Raw genomic sequence first — 19,501 nt, forward strand, 5'->3', positions numbered from 1 at the left:
TGTTGCACTATCCATACCAACCCCGGTCACGCGCCGTCCTTCCGGCCCGGTCATGTCTGGTTCGCGTGCGCCGCGGCGATGCCGGCATCAATGGTGGCGCGATCCGTAATCCCCGCCGGATTGTCGCGCGTCGGCATGAACTGCCGGAACACCGCCCAATGCCTGCGGCTGACGCCTTCCAGGCGTGCGAGCTCGGCGAGCGGATCGGCGTGATCGTCGACCCGCAGATCGAGCTCGGACCATTCCTCCTTGCCGTGGATGAGGAGGGCGGCGGACTGTTTGCCGCGCTTGTCACCGCCGGCCGCCTCGCCGGCCTTCATGGCCGCGATCAGACGCTCCGCAAAGGGCAGGGCGCCATGAGCGAGAAACGCGTTCGCGGTTTCGTTCAGCACCTGCGGGCCGGCCAGCATGTTGCCGGCAATCGAAAAGCCTCGGCCTTCGAGATGGCCGCACCAGTCGATGCAGTCGCGGCCGGTGTGGGCGGCAATCTGGCCGTTGTGATCGAGGATGTGGAGCTGGCGGCTCTCGCGGCCGGGATCGGCAGATGTCAGCAGTTGCACGATCTCGCGCGGATGCCGGCCGTCGCGCAGCAGCGTGACGCCGTCGATGCCGTAATAGGGATTGACCAGCGCCTGTGTCGCGATGCCGCCGTGGCCGGCGACGATGAAGGGCACGCGCGCGCCGACGGCGAAGAAGCGGGTGGCGACGGCGATGCCGATCCGGCCGGTGAAATCGTCCTTGGCAATGATCGACCAGGTCATCGTCGCGTTGCTCTCTTATCGTCCGGCGGCGTAACCCTGCATGCCCCGTGGATTGGCCGCGGCGCGGCGGCGGCGGCCGACGCGCGATGCGGCCGTGAGCCGGCCTTCCGACCAGTCCGGCCCGACCTCGACGACATGGCCGCGACGGCGCAACTCCTCGACGGTCGCCTTGGGCACGCGGTTCTCGACCACGAGCACGCCGGGGCGTGCGGTGCGCGGCCAGAACGAGATCGGGAAGTGCTCGGAGTGCCACGCCGGCGCGTCGATCGACTCTTGCAGGTTCATGCCGGCATGGACGTGGCGCAGGAAGAACTGTGTGTTCCACTGGTCCTGCTGGTCGCCGCCGGGCGAACCCCAGGCCACGTAAGGCTCGCCGTCGCGCAGCGCCATGGTCGGCGATAGCGTCGTGCGCGGCCGCTTGCCCGGCACCAGCGCGGCCGGATGATCCTCCTCGAGCCAGAACATCTGCGCGCGCGTCCCCAGGCAGAAGCCGAGTTCGGGAATGACGGGCGAGGATTGCAGCCAGCCGCCGGACGGCGTGGCCGAGATCATGTTGCCGTCCCGGTCGATGATGTCGAAATGCACGGTGTCGCCGCGCACCTCGCCGAAGCGGCCGACGGTCGGCTCGCCCGAGCCCATTGCGCCGACGGCCTCGCGGTGGCCTTGCGCCTCGCGCAGCGTCACCTTGGCGCCGTAGCCGTCGAGCGTGCCGGGCCGCAGCTCGAGCGAGGCCTTGTCGGTGATCAGCTTGCGCCGCGCGTCGTTGTAGGCATCGGACAGCAGCGTCTGGATCGGAATGTCGGCGAAGTTCGGATCGCCGTAGAACGCCTCGCGATCGGCGAACGCCAGCTTGGCGGCTTCGATCTGCCAATGGATGAAGTCCGGTCCGGTCGGATCGAGGCCGTCGAGCGCAAAGCCCTTGAGCAGCGCGAGCTGCTGCAGCAGCACCGGGCCCTGGCTCCAGACGCCGGCCTTGCACACGGTGTAGCGGCCGTACTCATAGGTCAGCGGCGCCTCGATCGTCGGCTGCCAGCGCGCCATGTCGTCGGCGGTCAGCACGCCCTTGTGACGCGCGCCCGAGACGTCCATCACCTCCTGGGTCCGGCAGAAGCGGTCGATCGCCTCAGCGACGAAGCCGTGCGACCAGGCCTTGCGGGCTCGCTCGATCTGCGCGTCGCGATCAGCACCCGCGCTTTCGCCTTCGCTCAGAATGCGCGCGTAGGTCTCCGCGAGCTGTGGACTGGTGAACAGCGTGCCCGGCCGCGGCACGTTGCCGTTGGGCAGATAGAGCGCGGCCGAGGTCGGCCAATGCGTCTTGAACAACTGCTCGACGGTCTGGATCGTCGCCGAGACGCGTTCGACCAGCGGATAGCCGTCGCGCGCATAGCATATCGCCGGCTCCAGTACGTCGCGCAGCCGCATCGTGCCGTAGTCGCGCAGCAGCAGCATCCAGGACTCGAACGTGCCGGGCACGCAGGCCGCGAGCAGGCCCGTGCCGGGCACCATGTCCAGGCCTTCGTTCCTGTAGTGCGCGATGGTGGCGCCTGATGGCGCCGGGCCCTGGCCGCAGATGACCTCGGTGCGACCGCGCTTGACGTCGTGCAGGATGATCGGCACGTCGCCGCCGGGACCGTTCAGATGCGGCTCCACCACCTGCAGGGTGAAGGCCGCCGCGACGCCGGCGTCGAAGGCGTTGCCGCCGCGCTCCAGCATCGCCATGCCCACCGCGGTGGCGAGCCAGTGCGTGGAGGTCACGACGCCGAACGTGCCGTCGATCTCGGGGCGGGTCGTGAAGGGATCGGGGTTGATGAAGCTCATCGCCGGCTTTGCCTATCCTAAGTACTCGCCGTCATTGCGAGCCACCCGGTCCGCGCGAAGCGCGGCCGGATGACAGGCTCCGCGAAGCAATCCAGGGTTCCGATGTGACTCTGGATCGCTTCGTCGCTTCGCTCCTCGCAATGACGACTTCATTCAGATTCCGCTTCACGCAACCGATGCCGTCACAACGGTCCTGTCAGCCGGCTGGTTCACCGCATGGCAGGCCACGCCGCCGATGAGTTCGGGCGACTGCTGCCGACAGAGATCGAATGCAAGGGGACAACGCGGGTTGAAGGTGCAGCCCGAAGGCGGATTGATCGGGTTCGGGATCTCGCCCTTGACCGGGATGCGCTGGCGGCCGGACATCGACAGGTCCGGGACGGCGCCGAGCAGCATCTTGGTGTAGGGCATGCGCGGATCGTTGAAGAGGGTGCGGCCGTCGGCGATCTCGACGATGCGGCCGAGATACATCACGCCGATGCGGCTCGCCATGTGACGCACGACCGCGAGATTGTGGCTGATGAACAGATAGGTCAGGCCGAACTTGTCCTGCAGATCGCGCATCAGATTGAGGATCTGCGCCTGTACGGAGACGTCGAGCGCCGAGGTCGGCTCGTCGCAGACGATGAACTCGGCCTCGGAGGCGAGCGCGCGCGCGATCGCGATGCGCTGGCGCTGGCCGCCGGAGAATTCGTGCGGGAATTTCTGGCCGTCGTCGGGATGCAGGCCGACGAGGGTCAGGAGCTCGCCGACACGGTCCTTGATCTGGCGTTCGCCCTCGATGATGTCGAAGGCGCGGATCGGCTCGGCGATGATGCTGTCGACCCGGAAGCGCGGGTTGAGGCTGGCGTAGGGATCCTGGAACACCATCTGGATGCGCCGGCGCAGCTTGCGCCGCACCTGCGCCTGGCGCGCTTCGCTCATCGACACGCCGTCGATGATGACCTCGCCCGACGTCGGCGCCAGCAGCCCGACCACCATGCGCGCGACCGTGGTCTTGCCCGAGCCGGATTCGCCCACCAGCGCGAAGGTCTCGCCCTTCCTGATGCCGAAGCTGACGCCATCGACCGCCTTCAGGAATTCCTGCGGCTGGCGCTCGATCACGCGGTTGAGCCAGGGCTTCGAGACGTCGAACACCCGGCGCAGATCCCTGACCTCGACGAAGTCGCTCATGCCGCGGTCTCCGTCGCGCGATCATACAGATGGCAGGCGACCGCCTGCGTGCCTTGGCGCAGCGGCTCCGGCCGGTCGACGCGGCAGCGGTCGAAGGCTGCACTGCAGCGCGGATTGAACGAGCAGCCCGGCGGAATGGCCGACAGCCGCGGCATCGAGCCTGGGATCTGCACCAGCCGCTTCTCCTCGCCGGCGAGCGTCGGGATCGCGCCCATCAGGCCCTTGGCATAGGGGTGCAGCGGGTTCTGGATCACCTCCTGCACCGGGCCGATCTCGGCGACGCGGCCGGCATACATCACCGCGACGCGGTCGCAGGTCTCGGCGATCACGCCCATGTCATGGGTCACGAGCATCACCGCGGTGCCGTGGTCGCGGCCGAGCCGCTTGATCAGCGAGATGATCTGCGCCTGCACGGAGACGTCGAGCGCGGTGGTCGGCTCGTCGGCGATGATCAGCTCCGGCTCGGCGCACAAAGCGAGCGCGATCACGACGCGCTGGCGCATGCCGCCGGAGAATTCGTGCGGGTAGCCGTCGATGCGCTTCTCCGGCGCTGATATGCCGACCTCGGCGAGCAGGTCGATGGCGCGCTTGCGCGCCTGCTGCTCGGTGAGGTTGGTATGGGTCCTGATGGTCTCGATGATCTGGTCGCCGACGCGATACAGCGGATTGAGCGAGGTCAGCGGATCCTGGAAGATCATGCCGATGCGCTTGCCGCGCACCTTGCGCATCTCCTCCGGGGGCAGGTTGTCGATGCGCAGGCCGGAGAGCTCAATCTCGCCGCCGGAGATGCGGCCCGGAGGATCGATCAGGCCGATCACGGCAAGGCCGGTGACGGATTTGCCGGCGCCGGATTCGCCGACGACGCCGAGCACCTCGCCCTTGGCGATGTCGTAGGAGACGCCGTCGATCGCGCGCAGGGTGCCGCGCCGGGTCGCAAACTCGACCTGCAGATTGCGCACGGACAGAACGGGGGCGGTCATGAGCTCGAGCCTCGGAAGGACGCCATCACGCGGGTCATCGCAGTTTCGGGTTGAGGGCGTCGCGCAGCCAGTCGCCGAGCAGGTTGATCGCGAGGATCAGCCCGGCGAGCGCGATGCCGGGGAAGGCGACGATCCACCATTCGCCGGCGAACAGATAATTGTTTCCGATCCGGATCAGGGTCCCGAGCGACGGCATCGTCTCCGGCATGCCCGAGCCGAGGAACGACAGGGTCGCCTCGGTGATGATCGCCAGCGCCAGGTTGATGGTGGCGATCACCAGCACGGGACCGGTGGTGTTGGGGAGCACGTGGCGCAGCATGATGACGGGCGCGGGCAGGCCGATCAGTTGTGCCGCCGCGACGTAGTCCTTGTTCTTCTCGACGAGGACCGAGCTGCGCACCGTGCGCGCATATTGCACCCAGAACGAGAGGCCGATCGCCAGCACGAGCACGACCAGCATGCTGAGCCAGTCCAGCCGGTTGCCAGAGACGGACTTGGCGATGCCGTTGACCAGCAGCGCAATCAGGATCGGCGGAAAGGTCAGCTGGACGTCGGCGATGCGCATGATCACGGTGTCGACCCGGCCGCCGAAATAGCCCGCGATCAGGCCGAGGCCGATGCCGAGCGCACCGGAAAAGGCGACGCCGAGAATGCCGACCAGGAGCGAGATGCGCAGGCCGTAGAGGATGGCCGAGAGCACGTCACGGCCCTGCTCGTCGGTGCCCAGCAGGAACGGGCTCTGCCCGTCGGCGGTCCACAGCGGCGAGATGCGCGAGTTCAGGAGCTGCAACTGCGCCGGGTCGAACGGGTTCTGCGGCGACAGCAGCGGCGCGAAGATAGCCAGCAGGAAGAACAGCAGCGTGATCACGGCCGCGGCGACCGTCAGCTTCGAGCGGCGGAACGAGTAGAACAGGTCGCTCGCAAACGCACGCTTCAGCCAGCCGTCGGCGGCGCGCGGCGTCTCGACCGGCGTGGGGTGGGGGAGGGCTGCGTCGCTCATGATCAGGCCGGACGGCTGATGGTCGCGCGCAGGCGCGGATCGACCACGGTGTAGAGGATATCAACCACGAGATTGATGGTGACGAAGATCAGCGACACCATCATCAGGTAGGCCGCCATGATCGGGATGTCGACGTTCTGCACCGCCTGCACGAACAGCAGGCCCATGCCCGGCCACTGGAACACCTGCTCGGTGATGATCGAGAACGCGATGACGGAGCCGAACTGCAGACCGACCACGGTGATCACCGGCACCAGGGTGTTGCGCAGCGCGTGGCCGAAATGGATCGCGCGCGTGGTCAGCCCGCGGGCACGGGCGAAGCGGATGTAGTCGGTGCGCAGCACCTCGAGCATCTCGGCGCGGACCAGCCGCATGATCAGGGTCATCTGGAACAGGCCGAGCGTGATGGAGGGCATGATCAGCGCCTTCCAGCCGGAGACGGTGAACAGGCCCGATGTCCACCAGCCGAACCTGACGGTGTCGCCGCGGCCGAAAGACGGCAGCCAGCCCAGCGTGACCGAGAACAGGTAGATCAGGAGGATGCCGATCAGGAAGGTCGGCAGGGAGATGCCGATCAGCGACAGCATCTGGAACAGCTTGGCGAGCAGGGAGTCGCGGTGCAGCGCCGAGAACACGCCCATCAGGATGCCGAAGACCAGCGCCAGGATCGTCGCGCAGACCGCCAGTTCCAGTGTGGCGGGCATGCGCTCCTTGAGGAGATCGGAGACCGGCTGCCGGAACTGATAGGAGACGCCGAACTTGAACTGCGCCGCGTCGAACAGATAGCGTCCGAACTGCACGATGAAGGGATCGTCGAGGCCGAGCGACTCGCGGATGCTGGCCCGTTCCGCCGCCGACGCGTCGATCGGCACGATCTGGCTCACCGGATCTCCGGCGAAGCGGAACATGGCGAACGCGATGATTCCGACGGCGATCATGACGCCGATGGCCTGAATTGCTCGGCGAAGCGCGAAGGCGAGCATCTGATCCTTTCAGGTCCTTCGAGATGCGGCGGCGCGTAGCACCTGCCGCAGGAAATGAAAAGTCCCGAAAAGCAGTTCTGCTTTCCGGGACTCGTCGTCGCTTGTGGACTACTCGGTCTTGGTGGCGAGGAACAGCAGCACGGCGTTGTCGGCGCGCAGCGGAATCTTCACCTTCTTCGAGACGCCCCAGGCCACTGCCTGCTGATGCAGCGGGATGTAGCCGTAATCCTTGATGCCAATCTCGAACGCCTGCTTGATCAGTTGATTGCGCTTGGCGGTGTCGGTCTCGACCAGGACCTTGTCGGTCAGGGCGTCGAACTCCTTGTTGCAGTAATTGCCGAGATTGGCCTCGCCCCGGGTCGGGTCCTTGGCGTCGTCACGGCAGCCCATGATGTCGTGCATCACGTTGTGCGCGTCCATCGAGGAGGGCGTCCAGCCGAGCAGGAAGAACGAGGTGTTGTAGCCGCCGGGCTTCAGCACCTTGGCGAAGTACTGCGCCTTGGGCTGCGCGTTCAGGTTCACCTTGACGCCGATGCGGGCGAGCATGCCGACCACGGCCTGGCAGATCGCGGCGTCGTTGACGTAGCGGTCGTTCGGGCAGTCCATGCCGACCTCGAAGCCGTCGGGATAGCCGGCTTCCGTCAGGAGCTTCTTGGCCGCGTCGGGATCGTATTTCGGCCGGGTGAACTCCTTCGACAGCGGGAACAGCTCCGGCGCGATCATCAGCGCCGACGGCGTCGACAGGCCGCGCATGACGCGGGTCTTGATCAGCTCGACGTCGATCGCCTTGTAGAAGGCCTCGCGGACGCGGATGTCCTTGAACGGGTTCTTGCCCTTGACGTTGGAGTACAACAGCTCGTCGCGCGTCTCGTCCATGCCGAGGAAGATCGTGCGCAGCTCCGGTCCCTTCAGGACGTGAGCGTTCGGGCTCGAGTCGACGCGGCCGATATCCTGCACCGGGACCGGCTCGATGATGTCGACCTCGCCGGACAGCAGCGCCGCGACGCGCGTGGCGTCGGAAGCGATGGTGGTGAACACGATCTCCTTCAGATTGTGCTCGGGCTTGCCCCACCAGTTCGGATTGACCTTGAACACGGTCTTCACACCGGGCTGATGGCTCTCGATGATGAAGGGGCCGGTGCCGTTCTCATGCAGCGCGGCGTAGCTCGGCGTGGTTGCCGACACCGGCGTCGGCGCGACCGAGTTGTTGTCCTCGCACCACTTCTTGCTCATGATGTACCACGTATCCCATTGCGAGATCAGGATGGGATTGGGGGCATCGAGCTTCACGTCGACGGTGTAGTCGTCGACCTTGATGAATTTTGCGTCCGGCGGAACGTTGGAGAGGAAGTTGGAGCCGGTGGCGCGGACACGATCGGCGGAGAAGATCACGTCGTCGGCGGTGAAGGGTTCGCCATTGTGGAACTTGACGCCCTTGCGCAGATGGAAGCGCCAGCGGGTCGGCTCGGGCGTTTCCCAGCTCTCGGCCAGCGCGGGGATGATCTTCAGATCCTTGTCGCGCGCGGTCAGCCCCTCATAGACGTGAGCATGGTGCGCAATCGTGGTCGATTCCTTGAAGGTGTAGGGATCGAGCGATTTCAGGGTGCCCTGGTTGGCATAGCGCAGGGTCTGGGCCGAGGCCGGCATGACGGCGAGGCCGAATGCGACCGCTGCCGCGATGAGCAGGGATTTGCGTCCCGACATATGTCCAAATTCTCCGCGTTTGACGCTTGGTTTTTCGGCAGGCGCGATTATGTCCGGCCTGCTTTGCTTCGAAGTTCGTGTTGTCTGCAGCGCCTCTTGCACGAACTTCAAGAAGCAACAAGACGCCGGGCGATATGCTTGCAAGTCTGATGCCGCGCCGGAATGAACTGATCCCGTTGGCTCTGGCCTGGCGGTGCGCCGTACGACCCGCGGCAGATCGATCCGAATATGTTGCCAGAGTTCAGCGGCGGCACACAAGTGCAGTTTGTTTAAGCCTAAACGATATGGTTATCTCCGCGGCCGCTGTGCAGCGCACGCGCGCGACGCCGTCCGGGATCGGGCTGAGGGCCCGCCGGATTGACCATGTCCCGGGAATTGCGCACCTGCAGCAACGCGCCGCTTGCTAGAGGGGGGCCGGCGCGGTGATACTGGACATCCCTGCCGAGAGTCCGGGATGGGCGTTCCTTGTGAAGGGGGCCCGGCCCGGGGCTGGTGTCGGGATGGTTCGAACAGCGGAGCGGACATGAAAGTCAATATCGAGATCGATTGCACACCGCTCGAAGCGCGGCAGTTTTTCGGACTTCCCGATGTCGGTCCGATGCAGGCCGCGGTCATGGACCGGCTGCAGAACCAGATGACGAGCAACATCGACAAGCTCACGCCCGAAGCCATCATGCAGAGCTGGTTCACGTTCGATCCTCGCCTGGCCGAACGGTTTCAGGACCTGATGCTGACCATGACAGGCCTCGGCGGCAGCCGTTCGAGCGACAAGAAGTCGGCCTGACGAGGCAAACGGCTGCTCGGATTTCGCTCGCGCGGAACTCCGAGGAGAAGCGGCGTGACGTCACGGCATGGAGCAGGCTCCACGCCGGAGCCGAAGACCGGTCGAAAAAGGCCGGCTGAACAGCTTCAGGGGAGGAGGCATGACCGATCCGTCTTGGATGCCGGCGCTGCAGTTCGCGACGACCAATGGCATTCGCATGGGCTATTACGAGGCGGGCCCCGTCAGCGACAGGTCGCCGATGATCCTCTGTCACGGCTGGCCGGAGCTGGCCTTCTCCTGGCGGCACCAGATCAAGGCGCTGGCCGAGGCTGGCATCCGCGTCATCGCACCCGACCAGCGCGGCTATGGCGCGACCGACCGGCCGGAGCCGGTCGAGGCCTATGACCTCGAGCATCTCACCGCCGACCTCGTCGGCCTGCTCGATCATCTCAACATCGACAAGGCGATCTTCGTCGGACACGACTGGGGCGGCTTCGTCGTCTGGCAGATGCCGCTGCGATACCCCGATCGAGTCGCGGGCGTGGTCGGCATCAACACGCCGCATCTGCCGCGCGCGCCTGCCGATCCCATCGCCATCATGCGCAAGCGGTTCGGCGACATGATGTACATCGTGCAGTTCCAGGATCCCGCACGCGAGCCGGACCGCATCTTCGGCAGCCGCGTCGGGGAGACCTTCGATGCGTTCATGCGCAAGCCGCTGCCGCGCAGCGATGCGCCGCCGACGGAGCCGCCGGCCGGCGGGATCGCAGCGTCGCCGTCGCTCAATCTGGCGTTCCCGCAGATGATCGCGGCCTATGACGCCGCCAAGGACACGCGGCAGCCGATCCTGTCGGAGGCCGAGAAGCAGGTGTTCGTCGACACCTTCACGCGCACCGGCTTCACCGGCGGCATCAACTGGTATCGCAACATGACGCGCAACTGGCAGCGCGCCGAAGGGCTCGACCATACGGTGCGCGTGCCGTCGCTGATGATCATGGCGGAGAACGATGCCGTGCTGCCGCCCTCGGCCACGGACGGCATGGAGAAGCTTGTCCCGGACCTGGAGAAATATCTCGTCCGCGACAGCGGCCACTGGACGCAGCAGGAGCAGCCGGAGGAGGTGAGCGCCAAGCTGATCGAATGGCGGCGGCGGAGGTTTGGGTAGGGGCTTCCGGCGGTTCGTTTGAAGAACGGCTGAGACACAGACTCGCGTCGGGTGACGCAATAGCGACCCCCAGCAACATGTGTCGTCCCGGAGTCGTCCCGGACAAGCCTGTCGACGCAACGCGTCGGCAGGCGCCGATCCGGGACCCATAACCACAGGCCCGGATGGCTGAAGCGGGCTGGAGCCACAGCCCGTCGCCATCACCAAAGCCGGTGGTTATGGGTCCCGGCGTTCGCCGGGACGACAGCTCGTTTCCGGGCGGCGGCGATGACCACCGACTGCCATTCTACGCCGCCTGCGCATTCGCGCCGTGCGCGTGCTCGGCGATGGCGTCGATGATCTGCGGCCACATCGGCCGCGGGGTGGCGTGACCCATGCCGTCGATCATCAGGAGCTTGGCATTCGGAATCGACTCCGCGGTGTCCTTGCCGGCGGTGGGATGAACCAGCGGGTCGACCTTGCCGTGGATCACGAGTGTCGGCGCGGTCACCAGATGCAGCCGCGGCTTGCGGCTGCCGGAGGCCAGGATCGCGCGCAACTGACGTCCGACGCCGGCGGGATTGATGCCGCGCGCGAAGCAGCGTTCGGCGAGCGCCACGTCACTTGCCTCGTCCTCGGGGAAGGAGCCGACGCGCAGCGCCTTCCAGGTCCTCTGGAAGCGCTTGATGTACTCGTCCTTGGTCTTCGGCGGCGGCGCCATCAGCAGCATCGCGACCTCGCGCGTCGGCGGCGGGATGCGCGGATTGCCGGTCGTCGACATGATCGATGTCAGCGAGCGCACGCGATGCGGAAAGGAGATCGCGATCTCCTGCGCGATCATGCCGCCCATCGACGCGCCGACCAGATGCGCCGACTTGATGTCGAGTGCGTCCATCAGGCCGACCGTGTCCTTGGCCATGTCGAGCAGCTTGTAGGGCGCGGCGACGGGAATGTTGAAGAAGCGCAGCTTGAGCAGCTCGAACGGCGTCAGGCGGCGTCCGCCATGCAGCTTGCTCGACTGGCCGATGTCGCGGTTGTCGAAGCGGATCACGCGAAAGCCGCAGCTTGCGAGCTGTTCGCAGAACTCATCGTACCAGATGATCATCTGCCCGCCGAGGCCCATGATCAGCACGAGAGGAGGGGCCGCCGGGTCGCCGAAGATCTCGTAGCAGATGTCGATACCGTTGGCGCGCACGGTCTGCGGCGGCTGATGAGCATTTGCAGTCACGATGATCCCTCGTTCAAGGCCAACAGGCCATCTATGGCATGGTTCCGCCGACAGAGAGAAGCGGCCCCATGATCCTCCCGCATCGCAGCGATGACGTGCTATGATAGGTTGCGTTGAGTCTCCGCGTGGCCTGAAGGAGCGTGCCGATGGTGAACAAGTCCGGCGATCCGATCGCATTCTGGCAGCAGATGGTCGGTGAGATGCAGAAGAGCTTCACGGCCTTCACGCGATTGCGCCCGCTGGGCGCGGCCCGCTCATCCTCCGACGATCCTGCAACTGGTTCTGGAAACGGACAGAAGCCCATGGCCGATCTGATGGAAAACTACTTCGCCGGCATGAACGTGCCGAGCCGCGGTCAACTGACTGCGCTCAACGAGCGGCTGGCGTCGATCGAAGGCGAACTGGCGGAGACGCGGGCGCTGTTGAAGGAGCTGCTGGGCGCCGCGAAGGTGCCGCTGCCGGCATCGAAACCGCCGGTGGATCTCGCTCCCCAGTTGAATGAGATCAAGAGCTTGCTCGACGCGCTTCTCGCCGCATCCAAGGCGCAGCCGGTTGCGCCGGCACCGGTCGACGTCACGCCTGAGCTCAACGAGATCAAGGCCTTGCTCAACGAGCTTGTTGCCACATCCAAAGCGCCGCCCCCCGGAACGAAGCCTGCCATCGATGCCACGCCCCAGTTGAGCGAGATCAAGGCGCTGCTCGACCAGATTCTGAAGGCGGCGCAGCCGTCCGGTCCTGCCCCGATGGCGTCCATCGAGGCGCAGCTGCGCGAGATCCGGGAGGTGCTCGACAGGGTGATGAAACCGTCGCCGCCGGCGGAACCAGAACCCGGGGCGGTCGAGACCGCGCCGGGAACGGCCGAGCCGGTCCGGCCCGGAAAGTCTCGCAACAAGAAGCATGGGGGCGGCCCTGATCGGGGCTCGCGCCAAGGCAATGATGCGCCGTCGGGCACTTGAGCGGGGACGGCCTTTCCCCCATCCTCCCGAGATGGTGCATTGCAACATTTTTGTTGCGATGCACTATGTGTGCTGGTATAGCTGAGTCACTCCGGTTTCATAAGAGACGGAGCGAGCCATAGCTCAGAAGCATTGAGGATGGAGACAGCCATGACCACCGAGACCAATACCGTGTTCGACACCGTCAAGGATGCCTTTGCGCCGGTGACCGACGCGTTCAAGAACCTGCAGACGATGGAAGTGCCGGAGTCCGCGCGGGAGTTCGTCAAGAAGACCGCGTCGACCGCCAAGGAGCGCGCTGCGGAGGCCCTCGCTGGCTCCGAGAAGGTGACGTCGGCGATCGAAACCGCCGTGTTCGACGGCGTGACCGAGGCCGGCAAGATCAGCCGCAACATCCAGCAGGCGCTGTATCAGGACACCGAAGCGTTCTTCGACGGCCTGGACAAGCTGGCGTCCGCCAAGTCGATCAGCGAAGCCGTTCAGATCCAGGGTGAGCTGGCCCGCGCCCGTGGCGAGGCGCTCGTCGCCCGCGCCAAGTCGACCAGCGAGTATGTCGGCAAGCTCGTCACCGAGGGTGCCAAGCTCGCCCAGGAGAACATGGCCAAGGCCTACAACAAGACCGCCTGATCGCCTCGCGCGTCCGTCGATCCATCTGCAAGGCCCGCTCCATGCGGGCCTTTTCTTTTGCGATCGGGCGAAACCGGCTAAAGCCTGCACCATGCCGCAGCCGCTGTCCCGCATCGTCCATGAGCTCAAGAGCGAGCCGTCGCGCACGGGCTCGCTGATCATCACCGTGTTCGGCGACGCCATCGTGCCGCGCGGCGGCAGCGTCTGGCTCGGCAGTCTGCTGGCCTTCTTCGAAGGGCTCGCGATCGACGGTAGCGTGGTGCGCACCGCGATGTCGCGGCTGACGGCGGAAGGCTGGTTCGAGCGGACGAAGAGCGGCCGCAACAGCTTCTATCGCCTGACCCGGCGCGGCGAGCAGACCTTTGCCGGCGCCACCCGCCACATCTACGATTCGCCGCCGGCGGAATGGAACGGCAGCTTCGAACTGCTGCTCATCGGCAGCGCTGATGACCGCGAGCAGGCGCGGATCGCGCTGCGCGACGCCGGCTTCGGCAGCCCGCTGCCCGGCGTGTTCGTGGCGCCCTCGAGCATCGCCGTGCCGGACGCGGTGGAGGGGGCGGTCCGCCTGCAGGCCTCCGCAGGCTCGGATATGGCGCGGCGGTTGGTCGCCGAGAGCTGGGCACTGGAGCGGACTGCGGAAGCCTATCGCAAGTTCAGCGCCTCCTTTGCGCCGCTCAAGGCCAGCATCGAACGCGGCGAGCCGCTGTCCGACGGCCAGGCCTTCACCGCCCGGATCCTGCTGATCCATCACTACCGCCGCATCGTGCTGCGCGATCCCTTGCTGCCGGCCGAGCTGCTGCCTGGGAACTGGCCGGGACGACAAGCACGTGTGCTCTGCGGCGACATCTACCGGCTGCTGCTGCCGGGTTCCGAGCGATGGCTCGACGCTCACGCGACCAATGAAGAGGGGCCTTTGCCTGCGGCCGGCGCGACGCTGCTGCGGCGGTTCGCCGATGCCCATGAGGTGGGCTGATATATTACAGAATTCGATTGCACGGATAAAATCTCGTTATATATTGGCGGCAACCAAGTCCTGGGAGGACGCCGCCGCATGTACACGCAGGCGCTCAATTCGCCCGAGGAGGGCAGCTTCGCCGAGGACGCCGGACGCGCCTCGCGCTTTCAGGCGCGCATCGATGCCGAGGAGCGCATCGAGCCGAACGACTGGATGCCGTCGGCCTATCGCAAGACGCTGGTCCGGCAGATTTCCCAGCACGCCCATTCCGAGATCGTCGGCATGCTGCCCGAGGGCAACTGGATCACGCGCGCGCCGAGCCTGCGCCGCAAGGCGGCGTTGCTCGCCAAGGTCCAGGACGAATGCGGCCATGGGCTGTATCTCTACGCCGCGGCCGAGACGCTTGGCGCCTCGCGCGAGGAACTGGTTGACGCGATGCTGGCCGGCAAGGCCAAGTACTCCTCGATCTTCAACTACCCGACCTTGACCTGGGCGGATATCGGCGTGATCGGCTGGCTGGTCGATGGCGCCGCGATCATGAACCAGATCCCGCTGTGCCGCTGCTCCTACGGCCCCTATGCGCGCGCGATGATCCGCGTCTGCAAGGAGGAATCGTTCCACCAGCGCCAGGGCTACGAGATCATGCTCACGCTCTGCCGCGGCACGCCCGAGCAGAAGGCGATGGCGCAGGATGCGTTGAACAGATGGTGGTGGCCGGTGCTGATGATGTTCGGCCCGCCGGATCAGGCCAGCCAGCACAGCGACGCCTCGACGAAGTGGAAGATCAAGCGCTTCTCCAATGACGAGCTGCGCCAGAAGTTCATCGATGCCACCGTGCCGCAGGCGCAGTATCTCGGCCTGACGATTCCCGATCCCGCGATGACGCAGGACGAGCAGGGCCACTGGCGGCACGGTCCGATCGACTGGAACGAGTTCAAGCAGGTGCTGGCCGGCAACGGCCCGTGCAACCGCGACCGTATGGCGGCGCGCCGCAAGGCGCATGCCGACGGCGCGTGGGTGCGCGAAGCCGCGGCCGCCTACGCCGAGAAGTGCGCGCAGCGCCGGATGGCGCAGGCCGCCGAATAGACAAGGGAGAGCGAGATGGCGACGCCGAACACGCCGTTGTGGGAGGTCTTCATCCGCAGCCGCAACGGGCTCGCGCACAAGCATTGCGGCTCGCTGCATGGGCCGGACGCGACCATGGCGCTGCAGGCCGCGCGCGACCTCTACACCCGGCGCGGCGAGGGCCTGTCGATCTGGGTGGTGCCGTCGAGCGCCATCACCGCGTCCGATCCCGCCGACAAGGGCATGATGTTCGAGCCGGCGGAAACGAAGATCTATCGGCATCCGACCTTTTATGAAGTGCCCGAGGAAGTCGGACATATGTAGGTGCAACTCCTCATGGTGAGGAGGCGCGCAGCGCCGTCTCGAACCATGAGGCCCGATACGGCTCCTGGCCCATCCTCGAGACGCCCGCCTGCGGCGGGCTCCTGGAGGAGGTCAAATGCGTGGCTTCAGAGGCGAAACGTCATGACCGCCCCCTCGATCACTGTCTCCGAAACGCCGCTGGTGCTCTACACCTTGCGCCGCGCCGATGATGCGCTGATCCTCGGTCATCGCCTCTCCGAATGGTGCGGCCACGCGCCCATGCTCGAAGAGGACATGGCGCTGTCCAACATGGCGCTCGACCTGATCGGCCAGGCGCGCGAGCTCTATGGCTACGCGGCAAAGGTCGAGGGCCGCGACAATGACGAGGATAAGCTCGCTTATCTCCGGGACGTCAGGCAGTACCGCAACCTGCTGCTGGTCGAGCGTCCGAATGGCGATTTCGCGCACACGATGGTGCGGCAGCTGCTCTACGCGGCTTTCGCCGATCTGTATTGGCGCGGCATGATGGGCTCGACCGATGCGACGCTCGCCGCCATCGCGGCCAAGTCGGAGAAGGAATCCGCCTATCATCTGCGCCATGCCAGCGAGTGGGTGATCCGGCTCGGGGACGGCACCGACGAGAGCCACCGCCGCGCGCAGGCCGCGGTCGACGATCTCTGGGCGTACACCGGCGAGATGTTCAGCGTCGACGACTCCGAGCGCGGACTGATCGATGCCGGCATCGCGATCGACCCGACGATGCTGCTGCCGGAATGGCTGTCGATCGTCTCGCATGTCGCGCGCGAGGCGACCCTCGTGCTGCCTGAGAACGACTGGATGCAGCAGGGCGGCCGCGACGGCCGCCACAGCGAGCATCTCGGCCATCTCCTCAGCGAGCTGCAATACATGCAGCGCAGCTTCCCCGGTGCGACGTGGTAGTCGCCGACACCAGTCCTGCCGAACTCCGCCAGCGCGCCTGGGAGGCGGCGGCGTCGGTGGCCGATCCGGAAATCCCGGTGCTGACAATCGACGATCTCGGCGTGCTGCGCGAGGTCGAGGTGGTCGGGGAACGGGTGGAGGTCGCGATCACGCCGACCTATTCCGGCTGCCCGGCGATGAACATGATCGCGCTGGAGATCGAGCTGGCGCTGGAGCGCGCCGGCTTCCGCGAGGCCAGCGTGCGCATTGTGCTGTCGCCGGCCTGGACCACGGACTGGATGAGCGAGGAAGGGCGACGCAAGCTGCGGGAGTACGGCATCGCGCCGCCGCCGCCGTCGAGTGGCCGGCGCGCGCTGTTTGGTGTGGCCGAGGTGGCGTGTCCGCAATGCGGGTCTGATGACACCGAGCAACTCGCCGAGTTCGGCTCGACCTCGTGCAAGGCGTTGTGGCGCTGCAGATCGTGCCGCGAGCCGTTCGATTACTTCAAGTGTCACTGATGCTAAAGCCGTCATCGCGAGCGCAGCGACGCGATCCAGGGCCACGCCCGGAGCCCTGGATTGCTTCGTCGCTTCGCTCCTCGCAATGACGTGAGGATGGGTTCGATGTCGACAACGCCGCGCTTTCACCGTCTCGCCATCCGTGACCTGCGCCGGGAGGCACCGGATGCGGTGTCGCTGACGTTTGCCATTCCAAACGAACTCGCGGACGACTATCGCTTCGCGCCCGGACAGTATCTCACGCTGAAGACGACGCTCGGCGGCGAGGAAGTCCGGCGCTCTTATTCGATCTGCTCCGGCCCCGATGACAACGAGATCCGCATCGCCGTGAAGCGCGTCGATGGCGGCGCGTTCTCGAGCTTCGTCACCGACGAATTGAGGCGCGGCGACGAGATCGACGTGATGACGCCGACCGGACGTTTTGGCGTGGCGCTGGATCCTGCGGCGGCGCGCACCCATGTCGGATTTGCCGCTGGCTCGGGCATCACGCCGATCCTGTCGATCGTGAAGGCCGTGCTGGCGCGCGAGCCGGACAGCCGCTTCTTCCTGTTCTACGGCAACCGCACGACCGCCGGCATGCTGTTCCGCGAGCAACTGGAGGAGCTGAAGGATCGCTTCCTCGACCGCTTCTCGGTGTTCCACGTCATCTCCGGCGAGGAGCAGGATCTTCCGATCCTGCACGGTCGTCTCGACAGCGAAAAGGTGCGTATGCTCTTGCGCTCGCTGGTGCCGGCGGAGACGGTCGACCACGTTTTCATCTGCGGTCCGACCGGGATGAGCGAGGACATCGAGGCTGCCTGCCACATCCTCGGCATTGCCGACGAGCGCATCCACGTCGAGCGCTTCGTCTCCGGTGCGGGCGGCAAGCCGCGGCCGAGAGCTGTCGTGCCCGATACGGCGCCGCCCAAGGCGGTCGCCGCCCTGATCATCGACGGCAAGCGCCGCGAGGTCCCGGTCGCCGACGGCGAGGCCATCCTCGACGCCGCACTCCGCGCCGGCGTCGACCTGCCATTCGCCTGCAAGGGCGGCATGTGCTCCACCTGCCGCGCCAAGCTGGTCGAAGGCAAGGCCGAGATGGAGCTGAACTACTCGCTGGAGCCGTGGGAGCTCAAGGCCGGATTCGTGCTGACGTGCCAGGCCAAGCCGGTGACGGAGCGGGTGGTGGTGGATTACGATCATATGTGAGATGGCGATGTATGGAGCGGGACTCGTCGTTCGAGATGCGCCTTCGGCGCTCCTCACCATGAGGGGTGACAGCGCGGCGCACTCCCCAACTACCCCACCGGCCGCTTGTCCTTGATCCGTTTCGCCTTGCCGGCCGAGCGCTCCAGCGTGTCTGGTGCCACCACCTTCACCTTGGCGGTCAGGCCGATGGTGTTCTTGATGTGGATCGAGATCCGCTCGGCGTGCGCGCCGAGGCCGGTCTCGTCCCAGTGCTCCGGGCGCGACTCCGCGTAGATCGTCAGCTCGTCCATGCGGCCTTCGCGGGTCAGCTCCAGCATGAAATGGCCGCCGCACCATTCGGTCGACAGCAGGATCTCCTCGATCTGCGACGGAAACAGATTCACGCCGCGCAGGATGATCATGTCGTCGGAACGGCCCGTGACCTTCTCCATGCGGCGCATGCCCGGCCGCGCGGTGCCCGGCAGCAGTCGCGTCAGATCGCGGGTGCGATAGCGGATGACGGGAAAGGCCTCCTTGGTCAGCGAGGTGAACACCAGCTCGCCCATCTCGCCGTCGGGCAGCACCTTGCCGGTGTCGGGATCGACGATCTCCGGATAGAAATGATCCTCCCAGATGTGCAGCCCGTCCTTGGTCTCCAGGCATTCCTGCGCCACACCCGGACCGATCACCTCGGACAGGCCGTAGATGTCGGTGGCGTCCATCGCGAACGCATCCTCGATCTCGGCGCGCATCGCATTGGTCCATGGCTCGGCGCCGAAGATGCCGATCTTGAGCGAGCTCTGCCGCGGGTCGAGCCCCTGGCGCTTGAACTCGTCGAGGATGGCCAGCATGTAGCTCGGCGTCACCGTGATGATGTCGGGCCTGAAATCATTGATCAACTGCACCTGCCGCTCGGTCATGCCGCCGGAGATCGGCACCACCGTGCAGCCGAGCTGCTCGGCGCCGTAATGGACGCCGAGACCGCCGGTGAACAGGCCGTAACCATAGGCATTGTGGATGATCATGCCGCTGCGGCCGCCGGCAGCGCGGATCGAGCGCGCCATGACGGTGGACCAGGTCGCGATATCGTTGCGGGTATAGCCGACCACGATCGGCTTGCCCGTCGTGCCCGACGAGGCATGCACCCGCACCAGTTGCTCGCGCGGCACTGCGAACATGTTGAACGGGTAATTGTCGCGCAGGTCCGTCTTGACCGTGAACGGAAACTTGGCCAGGTCGGCAAGCTCGCGGAAGTCGGAGGGATGCACGCCAGCCTTGTCGAAGGCGCGACGGTAATGGGCGACGTTGTCATAGGCGTGCGTCAGCGAACAGGCGAGGCGCTTGGTCTGCAGCGCCATGATTTGGTCGCGCGAGGCGCGCTCGGTGCCGTCCATCTCGGGTACGTAGCTGCCGGCCGGTTGAGGTTTGCTCGATGTCATCG

At 66.1% G+C, this 19,501-nt stretch carries 19 protein-coding genes; 10 read left to right on the forward strand and 9 right to left on the reverse strand.

Going from position 1 to position 19,501, the window contains the following annotated elements; all coding sequences use genetic code 11:
* Positions 1 to 50: 50 nt before the first annotated feature.
* From ACQR1H_RS01055 to ACQR1H_RS01085, 7 genes are all read right to left on the reverse strand, one after another.
* Positions 51 to 761 (reverse strand): DUF1028 domain-containing protein, encoded by a 711-nt coding sequence (locus ACQR1H_RS01055; protein WP_434840495.1) that lies wholly within the window; start codon positions 759 to 761, stop codon positions 51 to 53.
* A gap of 15 nt (positions 762 to 776) precedes the next feature.
* Positions 777 to 2,579, reverse strand: a complete 1,803-nt coding sequence (locus tag ACQR1H_RS01060) for a gamma-glutamyltransferase family protein (protein WP_434886501.1) — start codon at positions 2,577 to 2,579, stop codon at positions 777 to 779.
* A 165-nt stretch (positions 2,580 to 2,744) separates the two neighbouring features.
* Positions 2,745 to 3,752 (reverse strand): ABC transporter ATP-binding protein, encoded by a 1,008-nt coding sequence (locus tag ACQR1H_RS01065; protein WP_434886502.1) that lies wholly within the window; start codon positions 3,750 to 3,752, stop codon positions 2,745 to 2,747.
* The gene (locus ACQR1H_RS01070; RefSeq protein ID WP_434840527.1) at positions 3,749 to 4,732 is read right to left on the reverse strand and encodes an ABC transporter ATP-binding protein; all 984 of its coding nucleotides are present in this window, start codon (positions 4,730 to 4,732) and stop codon (positions 3,749 to 3,751) included. Before ACQR1H_RS01070 ends, ACQR1H_RS01065 begins: the two co-directional genes overlap by 4 nt.
* 34 nt (positions 4,733 to 4,766) lie before the next feature.
* Positions 4,767 to 5,732, reverse strand: a complete 966-nt coding sequence (locus tag ACQR1H_RS01075; RefSeq protein ID WP_316183420.1) for an ABC transporter permease — start codon at positions 5,730 to 5,732, stop codon at positions 4,767 to 4,769.
* A gap of 2 nt (positions 5,733 to 5,734) precedes the next feature.
* Entirely contained in the window at positions 5,735 to 6,715 is a 981-nt protein-coding gene (locus tag ACQR1H_RS01080) for an ABC transporter permease (RefSeq protein ID WP_434906991.1), read from the reverse strand.
* Positions 6,716 to 6,823: 108 nt separating this feature from the next.
* Positions 6,824 to 8,419 (reverse strand): ABC transporter substrate-binding protein, encoded by a 1,596-nt coding sequence (locus tag ACQR1H_RS01085; RefSeq protein ID WP_315801360.1) that lies wholly within the window; start codon positions 8,417 to 8,419, stop codon positions 6,824 to 6,826.
* 523 nt (positions 8,420 to 8,942) lie between these two features.
* Between ACQR1H_RS01085 and ACQR1H_RS01090 the strand changes: the two genes are divergently transcribed.
* Both ACQR1H_RS01090 and ACQR1H_RS01095 read left to right on the forward strand, forming a co-directional pair.
* Entirely contained in the window at positions 8,943 to 9,203 is a 261-nt protein-coding gene (locus ACQR1H_RS01090) for a DUF6489 family protein (protein WP_315801359.1), read from the forward strand.
* A gap of 139 nt (positions 9,204 to 9,342) precedes the next feature.
* Entirely contained in the window at positions 9,343 to 10,347 is a 1,005-nt protein-coding gene (locus ACQR1H_RS01095; protein ID WP_434864296.1) for an alpha/beta fold hydrolase, read from the forward strand.
* A gap of 286 nt (positions 10,348 to 10,633) precedes the next feature.
* On the opposite strand, the gene ACQR1H_RS01100 is transcribed toward ACQR1H_RS01095, so the two are convergent.
* Complete coding sequence (locus ACQR1H_RS01100) at positions 10,634 to 11,554, reverse strand: alpha/beta fold hydrolase (RefSeq protein ID WP_315801357.1); 921 nt, start codon at positions 11,552 to 11,554, stop codon at positions 10,634 to 10,636.
* A gap of 146 nt (positions 11,555 to 11,700) precedes the next feature.
* On the opposite strand from ACQR1H_RS01100, the gene ACQR1H_RS01105 reads away from it, so the two are divergent.
* The 8 genes from ACQR1H_RS01105 to paaE all read left to right on the forward strand — a co-directional run bounded on the left by ACQR1H_RS01105 (position 11,701) and on the right by paaE (position 18,081).
* A complete protein-coding gene (locus ACQR1H_RS01105; protein WP_316218871.1) occupies positions 11,701 to 12,510 on the forward strand; it encodes a hypothetical protein in 810 nt (269 codons plus the stop codon).
* 150 nt (positions 12,511 to 12,660) lie between these two features.
* Positions 12,661 to 13,137 (forward strand): phasin, encoded by a 477-nt coding sequence (locus ACQR1H_RS01110; protein ID WP_315801355.1) that lies wholly within the window; start codon positions 12,661 to 12,663, stop codon positions 13,135 to 13,137.
* A 91-nt stretch (positions 13,138 to 13,228) separates the two neighbouring features.
* Positions 13,229 to 14,110 (forward strand): phenylacetic acid degradation operon negative regulatory protein PaaX, encoded by an 882-nt coding sequence (paaX, locus tag ACQR1H_RS01115; protein ID WP_315801354.1) that lies wholly within the window; start codon positions 13,229 to 13,231, stop codon positions 14,108 to 14,110.
* A 78-nt stretch (positions 14,111 to 14,188) separates the two neighbouring features.
* Entirely contained in the window at positions 14,189 to 15,178 is a 990-nt protein-coding gene (gene paaA / locus ACQR1H_RS01120; RefSeq protein WP_434906992.1) for a 1,2-phenylacetyl-CoA epoxidase subunit PaaA, read from the forward strand.
* Positions 15,179 to 15,193: 15 nt separating this feature from the next.
* Positions 15,194 to 15,481, forward strand: coding sequence for a 1,2-phenylacetyl-CoA epoxidase subunit PaaB (gene paaB, locus ACQR1H_RS01125; protein WP_434906993.1), 288 nt, complete (start codon positions 15,194 to 15,196; stop codon positions 15,479 to 15,481).
* A gap of 141 nt (positions 15,482 to 15,622) precedes the next feature.
* A complete protein-coding gene (gene paaC, locus ACQR1H_RS01130; protein WP_434906994.1) occupies positions 15,623 to 16,399 on the forward strand; it encodes a 1,2-phenylacetyl-CoA epoxidase subunit PaaC in 777 nt (258 codons plus the stop codon).
* Positions 16,393 to 16,896, forward strand: a complete 504-nt coding sequence (gene paaD, locus ACQR1H_RS01135; protein ID WP_315801351.1) for a 1,2-phenylacetyl-CoA epoxidase subunit PaaD — start codon at positions 16,393 to 16,395, stop codon at positions 16,894 to 16,896. Before paaC ends, paaD begins: the two co-directional genes overlap by 7 nt.
* A gap of 105 nt (positions 16,897 to 17,001) precedes the next feature.
* On the forward strand, positions 17,002 to 18,081 hold the full coding sequence (gene paaE, locus ACQR1H_RS01140) for a 1,2-phenylacetyl-CoA epoxidase subunit PaaE (protein WP_434906995.1): 1,080 nt from the start codon (positions 17,002 to 17,004) through the stop codon (positions 18,079 to 18,081).
* Positions 18,082 to 18,170: 89 nt separating this feature from the next.
* Here paaE and paaK read toward each other — a convergent pair whose 3' ends face one another.
* Positions 18,171 to 19,499, reverse strand: coding sequence for a phenylacetate--CoA ligase PaaK (gene paaK, locus ACQR1H_RS01145; protein WP_434906996.1), 1,329 nt, complete (start codon positions 19,497 to 19,499; stop codon positions 18,171 to 18,173).
* Positions 19,500 to 19,501 lie beyond the last annotated feature (2 nt).

Source organism: Bradyrhizobium sp. HKCCYLRH2015, from assembly GCF_051168215.1.
Lineage (GTDB): Bacteria > Pseudomonadota > Alphaproteobacteria > Rhizobiales > Xanthobacteraceae > Bradyrhizobium.